Origin of the sequence: Bacillus cereus group sp. BfR-BA-01379 (genome assembly GCF_022663605.1) — a bacterium.
Taxonomy (GTDB): Bacteria; Bacillota; Bacilli; order Bacillales; family Bacillaceae_G; genus Bacillus_A; species Bacillus_A mobilis.
Genome location: NZ_JAKUFT010000285.1, coordinates 1 through 241, shown reverse-complemented (window position 1 = coordinate 241; position 241 = coordinate 1). Strand labels below are relative to the sequence as shown.

Below are 241 nucleotides of genomic sequence, written 5' to 3'. Positions count from 1 at the left end.
AACAAATGCAATGGAGGCTATTATGAAAAAATTTATGGGTATAGCAACAGCAGCGGTTTTTGGTCTTGGGATTTTCACAACATCTGCTAAAGCAGAAACGATTGTAACAACAAACGTACTAAACGTACGAGCTGGAGCAAATACAGATTCAGAGATCATTGGTAAGTTGAAACAAGATGATGTAATCGAAACAACACACCAAGTACAAAATGACTGGATTCAATTTGAATATAACGGAAAA

General features: G+C 35.7%; 1 protein-coding gene. It reads left to right on the top strand.

Translation table 11 applies throughout. The features are described from left to right. A partial coding sequence (locus MR113_RS27885) for an SH3 domain-containing protein (protein ID WP_242257518.1) occupies positions 1-241 on the top strand: 241 nt, incomplete at both ends.